Here is a 6,510-nt window from a genome sequence, read left to right on the forward strand (position 1 = left end):
GAACGGACCCGGGGCCTGTCCTCACACGGGCCCAGCGCCGGGAGCTCTCCCGCGGTGGCGTAGATTTTCCTGGGAGCTGTGCCCACAGGCACGCGACGATCTCGACACTGCATGGGGAGACAACGCGCCATGAGCGATGTACTGGAGCTGGTGGACGTATCCGTGGTCCGCGACGGACGCGCTCTGGTGGACGACGTCTCCTGGCAGGTCAAGGAGGGGGAGCGCTGGGTCATCCTGGGCCCGAACGGCGCCGGCAAGACCACGCTCCTCAACATCGCGTCCAGCTATCTCTTCCCGAGCACCGGCACCGCCAAGATCCTCGGTGAGCAGCTCGGCGGCGTCGGCACCGATGTCTTCGAACTCCGCCCCCGCATCGGTATCGCGGGCATCGCCATGGCCGAGAAGCTGCCCAGGCGCCAGACCGTTCTGCAGACGGTGCTCACCGCCGCCTACGGCATGACCGCCACCTGGCACGAGAACTACGAGTCCGTCGACGAGGAGCGCGCCCGCGCCTTCCTCGACCGGCTCGGCATGACCGAGTATCTCGACCGCAAGTTCGGCACCCTGTCCGAGGGCGAGCGCAAGCGCACCCTGATCGCCCGCGCCATGATGACCGACCCCGAGCTGCTGCTCCTCGACGAGCCCGCCGCGGGTCTCGACCTCGGGGGCCGCGAGGACCTGGTCCGCCGCCTCGGCCGACTGGCCCGCGACCCGTACGCCCCCTCCATGATCATGGTCACCCACCATGTCGAGGAGATCGCCCCCGGCTTCACCCACGTCCTGATGATCCGCCAGGGCAAGGTGCTCGCCGCGGGTCCCATGGAGACCGAGCTCAGCTCCCGCAACCTTTCTCTCTGCTTCGGCCTGCCGCTCGTCGTCGAGCACACCGGCGACCGTTACACGGCCCACGGACTGCCGCTCTCGTAGCCGCAGCCGGACGTCGCTCTCCGGACACAACACCGCAGCCGCCCGCCCGCGCCCTGTCCGCGAGGGCACCCGCAGTCCTACCATGACCACGTGGACATCGACGCGTGGGTGTGGTGGCTGATCGGCGCGGTGGGACTGGGCATCCCGCTCGTCCTGACCGCGATGCCCGAGTTCGGCATGTTCGCCGTCGGAGCGGTCGCCGCGGCAGTGGTCGCGGCACTCGGCGGCGGCATCGTGGTCCAAGTACTGGTATTCGTCGCGGTCTCCGTGGCCCTCATCGCCGTGGTCCGCCCGATCGCCGCCAGACACCGTGCCGACCGGCCCCAACTCGCCACCGGCATCGATGCGCTGAAAGGCCGTCAGGCCCTTGTTCTGGAACGGGTCGACGGCAGCGGCGGCCGGATCAAGCTGGCCGGAGAGATCTGGTCCGCCCGCGCACTCGACGAGGGCCAGAGCTTCGATCCGGGCCAACAGGTCGATGTCGTCGACATCGACGGAGCTACAGCAGTCGTCATGTGACCGAACCACTCACACAGCGGAGCACGTTCTGTCAGACTCGATGTCGATCATCATGAGATCGGGGCCGTCGAGACATACGGCCGCTCCCGCGATCTCGACCTCGATCATCGCGATCCGTCGGCAACCGAAGGGCAACGAGGAACACGATGCAACCGATCATCATCGTCCTGATCATTCTGGTGGTGCTCGTCTTCATCGCCCTGATCAAGACGATCCAGGTCATCCCGCAGGCCAGCGCCGCCATCGTGGAACGCTTCGGCCGCTACACCCGTACGCTCAACGCAGGTCTGAACATCGTCGTTCCATTCATCGACTCCATCAGGAACCGCATCGACCTCCGTGAGCAGGTCGTGCCGTTCCCACCCCAGCCGGTGATCACGCAGGACAACCTGGTCGTCAACATCGACACCGTCATCTACTACCAGGTGACGGACGCAAGGGCCGCGACCTACGAAGTCGCCAGCTACATCCAGGCGATCGAGCAGCTCACCGTCACCACCCTTCGCAACATCATCGGTGGCATGGACCTGGAGCGGACCCTGACCTCCCGCGAGGAGATCAACGCCGCCCTCCGCGGAGTCCTCGACGAGGCGACCGGCAAGTGGGGCATCCGAGTCAACCGCGTCGAGCTCAAGGCGATCGAACCGCCCACCTCCATCCAGGACTCGATGGAGAAGCAGATGCGCGCCGACCGCGACAAGCGCGCCGCGATCCTCCAGGCCGAAGGAACCCGGCAGTCCGCGATCCTCACCGCCGAGGGCGAGAAGCAGTCCGCGATCCTGCGCGCCGAAGGTGAGGCCAAGGCCTCGGCCCTGCGCGCCGAGGGCGAGGCCCAGGCCATCCGTACGGTCTTCGAGTCCATCCACGCCGGCGACCCGGACCAGAAGCTCCTCTCGTACCAGTACCTCCAGATGCTCCCGAAGATCGCCGAGGGCGATGCCAACAAGCTCTGGATCGTGCCCAGCGAGATCGGCGACGCCCTCAAGGGCCTCAGCGGGGCCTTCGGTAACCTCGGCAACGGCGCTCCCGGATTCGACACCGGCAAGGAACGCCGAGAGCAGCCCCCGGTCGACTGACGCGTACATGCCCTCGTGCATGATCAGTGCACCAAGCACCGATCACGCACGGGGGACTCACCAATGACCACCTGGGAGATGCTTGCCGTCTTCGTCGCGGGCATCAGCGCCGGCACGATCAACACGATCGTCGGATCGGGAACGCTGATCACCTTCCCGGTGCTGCTCGCCACCGGCCTGCCGCCGGTCACGGCCACCGTCTCCAACGCCCTCGGTCTGATCCCCGGTTCCATCAGCGGGGCCATCGGCTACCGCGAGGAACTCGCAGGACAGGGCCGCCGCGTCCGCAAGCTCGCCATCGGCGCCCTGATCGGAGGCCTCACCGGGGCCACCCTCCTGCTGGCCCTGCCCTCCACGGCCTTCGAGACGATCGTGCCGATCCTGGTGGCCCTGGCCCTCGTCCTGGTCATCCTGCAACCACGCATCAGCAAAGCGGTCCAGCGCCGACGCGAACGCACCGGCACCCCTGCCCGCCCCGACGGCGGCCCGCTCCTCTTCGTCGGACTGATGCTCGCCAGCGTCTACGGCGGCTACTTCACCGCCGCACAGGGGATCATCTACCTCTCCCTGATGGGCATGCTGCTCGACGACACGATGCAGCGTCTCAATGCCGTCAAGAACGTTCTGGCCGCCGTCGTCAACAGCATCGCCGCGCTCTTCTTCCTCTTCGTCGCGGACTTCGACTGGACGGCCGTCGTACTGATCGCGGTCGGCTCCGCACTCGGCGGCCAGATCGGCGCCAAGGTCGGCCGCCGCCTCAGCCCCACCGTCCTGCGCATACTCATCGTCGCGGTCGGCACGGTTGCCATCGTCCAACTGCTGCTCCGCTGACACACGGATGCCCACCTCCGCAAGGAGACGGGCATCCCGTACGACAACATGCGTACGCCGGCTACGCCGCGGTGCGGTCCAGCCACTCCGGCAGTGCCGACCGTTCACCTGCCCCCAGAGCCAGCAGCATCGCCTCCGCCGGAGACGGTACGAACGGCTGCCGCAGCAGCGGCATCCCCGCTTGCTCCGGCGTCCGGGCCGCCTTGCGGTGATTGTCCTCGGCGCAGGACGCCACCGTGTTCAGCCAGGTGTCCTGACCGCCCTGGGCACGCGGCACCACATGGTCGACGGTGCTCGCCCGCCGCCCGCAGTACGCGCACCGGTGCTGGTCCCGTATCAGCACGCCCCTTCTGGACCACGGAGCCTGTCTTCGGAACGGCACCCGTACGTACCGGCAGAGCCTGATCACCCGGGGCACCGGAATGTCCACGGCGGCGCCACGCATACGGAGATCGGGGTGCGACTGCTCGACGACGGCCTTGTCCTGCAGAATCAGCACCACCGCACGGTTCAGCGTCACCGTCGACAGCGGCTCGAAGCTCGCGTTCAGTACCAGCGTGTCCCGCATCTCGCCCACCTCCCGTGTGCCGCCCGCCCCCTGGCAGGCCCGGATCAACTCTGGCCGGGCAGGCCGTGATGGACAACGCAATAAAAATGCCCTGCCCTGATCTCTCCAGGACCAGGGCAGGGCAAACAGCAGGGGAACTCTCGGACAACCGGGTACTAGGCAGGACCCGTGTACTCACCGATCAGCTGAGCACGGCCCAGCGTGTGGAACCGCAGATTGAATCCGACGACCGCGGGCGACACATCGCTGTCGACACCCAGCTTCTCGCTGTCCACCGCGTACACGGTGAAGACATAGCGGTGGTTCTCACCGGCCGGCGGCGCGGCACCGCCGAAGTCCTTCGATCCGTAGTCGTTACGGACCTGTACGGCACCGGCCGGCAGGCCCTCGAACTTCCCGCTGCCCGCACCGGCCGGCAGCTCCGTGACCGACGCCGGGATGTCGAAGAGCACCCAGTGCCAGAATCCGCTGCCCGTAGGAGCATCGGGATCGAAGCAGGTCACGGCGAAGCTCTTGGTCCGGTCCGGGAATCCCTCCCACCGCAGCTGCGGCGAGGTGTTCCCGGCCGCGAACACCTGGGCATCCGCCAGCACAGCCCCGGGCGCGAGATCCTCGCTCACCACCCTGAACGCCGGCACCTCGGGATGGAAGTCGTGCGGCAGCGGCGCCCTCTTCGGCTCGGTCACGTCAGCACCTCTCCTGATCGCTCTTCTGCTGTCAGCAGGTCTCCCACCGACCCTAGAGCCAGTTGCGCTGACCGCCGACCTGGGCGAGCCACTGATTGAGGTACGCCGCCCAGTCGGTCCCCTGGAAGTCGTTCAGCCCGACTTTGAACGCGCGGTACGAGTCGCTGCCCTCGCTGAAGAGCCCCGGCTTCTTGTCCATCTCCAGGACGACGTCCATCTCGCGGTCGTCCGCGACGAACGTCAGCTCCACCTGGTTCAGACCGCGGTACTGCTGCGGCGGGAAGAACTCGATCTCCTGGTAGAAGGGCAGCCGCTGGCGCGTACCGCGAATGTGGCCGCGCTCCATGTCCGCACTGCGGAAGCCGAAGCCGAGCTGCCCGAAGGCGTCGAGAATGGCCTGCTGGGCCGGGAGCGGGTGCACATTGATCGGGTCCAGGTCGCCGGAATCCAGCGCCCGAGCGATCTCCAGCTCCGTGGTCACGCCGATGTTCATGCCGTGCAGATGCTGACCGGCGAACATCGTGATCGGCGTCTCCCACGGAATTTCGAGCCCGAACGGTACGACGTGCACGGCACCGGCCCGCACCTCGAACGCGCCACCGAGCCGAAGCTTGGTGAACTCGATGTCCTGCTTCGTCTCCGTGTCCTGGCCCTCGACCTCGACCCGGGCCTGCAGACCGACGGAGAGCCCCTCGATCTGCTGATCCACGGATCCGCCCTGGATCCGCACCTCACCCTGGACGACCCCACCGGGTACGACATTGAGTTCGGTCAGCTCGGTCTCCACCGAAGCACCACCGGCACCCATGCTCGCGAGCAGCCGCTTGAAGCCCATGTTTACTCCTCCTTGGTCCTGACCCCTACATACGCGCCACGACCGCACTCGGTTCCCGGTAACCTCGAACGCCATGATCGAGGGCTTGGAACGTACGCCACTGACACGCGACTTCTTCGACCGCCCCGTACTGGACGTGGCACCCGATCTCCTGGGCCGGACCCTGGTGCGCACCACCCCCGACGGCCCCATCGAACTCCGCCTCACCGAGGTGGAGGCCTACGCCGGGGAGATCGACCCCGGATCGCATGCGTTCAGAGGCCGCACCCCACGCAACAGCGTCATGTACGGACCACCCGGCCATGCGTACGTCTACTTCACGTACGGCATGTGGCACTGCCTCAACCTGGTGTGCGGCCCGGAGGGCGAGGCCAGCGGTGTCCTGCTCCGTGCCGGCGACATCCAGGTCGGCGCCGACCTCACCCGCAATCGTCGAATCTCGGCCCGAAATGACAAGGAACTGGCCAAAGGTCCGGCCCGACTGGCCACCGCTCTCGATGTCGACCGCGCACTGAACGGCACCGACGCCATCGCCCACCCCGGCGCCCCGCTGTCCGTACTGCACGGCACCCCCCCGCCCCGCGACCAGGTACGCAACGGTCCGCGCACCGGAGTGGGCGGCGACGGAGCCACGCACCCGTGGCGCTTCTGGATCGACGGAGATCCCACGGTGAGCCCCTACAGAGCCCATGTGCCGCGCCGCCGCGCAACTTGACTCGCCCTTGGGGGCCGCCTAATGTAGCCCGAGCCGCTTGAAACGGGCACTGCTATCGGTACGGTCCATCGGACCGCCCGAGCATCCGGAAGCGGCCAACCACTACCTACGATTCACCCTGGCGGGTGCGAATTCGGCATGCCGTAATTCGTCTCCATCGACTCGATTATGAGTCGCCAAGGAAATCGGTTAATGTAGCGGACATGCCGAAAGGCAAGGCCACTCCAAAGGCCACCGGAATTCAAATTCGGACCGGAAACGGAACGAAAAAGAGTCTGGTAAGGTTGGAACCGCCGGAAAGGGAAACGCGAAAGCGAAGAACTGGAAAGCGGCCCCGCTTCGACCGGGAATCA

General features: G+C 66.9%; 8 protein-coding genes. 5 read left to right on the top strand and 3 right to left on the bottom strand.

All coding sequences use genetic code 11. The features are described 5' to 3' along the window. The first annotated feature begins 129 nt into the window (after positions 1 to 129). The 4 genes from GA0115254_RS15070 (at position 130) to GA0115254_RS15085 (ending at position 3,353) form a co-directional block, all read left to right on the top strand. A complete protein-coding gene (locus GA0115254_RS15070) occupies positions 130 to 927 on the top strand; it encodes an ABC transporter ATP-binding protein (protein ID WP_093895788.1) in 798 nt (265 codons plus the stop codon). Positions 928 to 1,017: 90 nt separating this feature from the next. Continuing rightward, positions 1,018 to 1,446, top strand: a complete 429-nt coding sequence (locus tag GA0115254_RS15075; RefSeq protein WP_093895789.1) for an NfeD family protein — start codon at positions 1,018 to 1,020, stop codon at positions 1,444 to 1,446. Between the two features lie 146 nt (positions 1,447 to 1,592). Beyond that, complete coding sequence (locus tag GA0115254_RS15080; protein ID WP_093895790.1) at positions 1,593 to 2,522, top strand: SPFH domain-containing protein; 930 nt, start codon at positions 1,593 to 1,595, stop codon at positions 2,520 to 2,522. Positions 2,523 to 2,585: 63 nt separating this feature from the next. Next, positions 2,586 to 3,353 (top strand): sulfite exporter TauE/SafE family protein, encoded by a 768-nt coding sequence (locus GA0115254_RS15085; RefSeq protein ID WP_093895791.1) that lies wholly within the window; start codon positions 2,586 to 2,588, stop codon positions 3,351 to 3,353. 61 nt (positions 3,354 to 3,414) lie between these two features. On the opposite strand, the gene GA0115254_RS15090 is transcribed toward GA0115254_RS15085, so the two are convergent. From GA0115254_RS15090 to GA0115254_RS15100, 3 genes are all read right to left on the bottom strand, one after another. Beyond that, on the bottom strand, positions 3,415 to 3,921 hold the full coding sequence (locus GA0115254_RS15090; protein WP_093895792.1) for an HNH endonuclease: 507 nt from the start codon (positions 3,919 to 3,921) through the stop codon (positions 3,415 to 3,417). Between the two features lie 155 nt (positions 3,922 to 4,076). Then, positions 4,077 to 4,607 (bottom strand): YbhB/YbcL family Raf kinase inhibitor-like protein, encoded by a 531-nt coding sequence (locus tag GA0115254_RS15095; protein ID WP_093895793.1) that lies wholly within the window; start codon positions 4,605 to 4,607, stop codon positions 4,077 to 4,079. Positions 4,608 to 4,659: 52 nt separating this feature from the next. Beyond that, the gene (locus tag GA0115254_RS15100) at positions 4,660 to 5,442 is read right to left on the bottom strand and encodes a sporulation protein (RefSeq protein ID WP_093895794.1); all 783 of its coding nucleotides are present in this window, start codon (positions 5,440 to 5,442) and stop codon (positions 4,660 to 4,662) included. Positions 5,443 to 5,515: 73 nt separating this feature from the next. Between GA0115254_RS15100 and GA0115254_RS15105 the strand changes: the two genes are divergently transcribed. After that, positions 5,516 to 6,157 carry a DNA-3-methyladenine glycosylase gene (locus GA0115254_RS15105; protein WP_093895795.1) on the top strand — a complete coding sequence of 214 codons (642 nt, stop codon included), beginning with the start codon at positions 5,516 to 5,518 and terminating at the stop codon, positions 6,155 to 6,157. Positions 6,158 to 6,510 lie beyond the last annotated feature (353 nt).

The sequence above is a fragment of the Streptomyces sp. Ncost-T10-10d genome, from assembly GCF_900091955.1.
Classification (GTDB): domain Bacteria; phylum Actinomycetota; class Actinomycetes; order Streptomycetales; family Streptomycetaceae; genus Streptomyces.

What these genes read in the sequence shown, in the direction of transcription:
- GA0115254_RS15070 (WP_093895788.1), top strand. Translation starts at nt 130, where the DNA reads ATGAGCGATGTACTGGAGCTGGTGGACGTATCCGTGGTCCGCGACGGA.
- GA0115254_RS15080 (WP_093895790.1), top strand. Translation starts at nt 1,593, where the DNA reads ATGCAACCGATCATCATCGTCCTGATCATTCTGGTGGTGCTCGTCTTC.
- GA0115254_RS15085 (WP_093895791.1), top strand. Translation starts at nt 2,586, where the DNA reads ATGACCACCTGGGAGATGCTTGCCGTCTTCGTCGCGGGCATCAGCGCC.
- GA0115254_RS15090 (WP_093895792.1), bottom strand. Translation starts at nt 3,921, where the DNA reads ATGCGGGACACGCTGGTACTGAACGCGAGCTTCGAGCCGCTGTCGACG.
- GA0115254_RS15100 (WP_093895794.1), bottom strand. Translation starts at nt 5,442, where the DNA reads ATGGGCTTCAAGCGGCTGCTCGCGAGCATGGGTGCCGGTGGTGCTTCG.
- GA0115254_RS15105 (WP_093895795.1), top strand. Translation starts at nt 5,516, where the DNA reads ATGATCGAGGGCTTGGAACGTACGCCACTGACACGCGACTTCTTCGAC.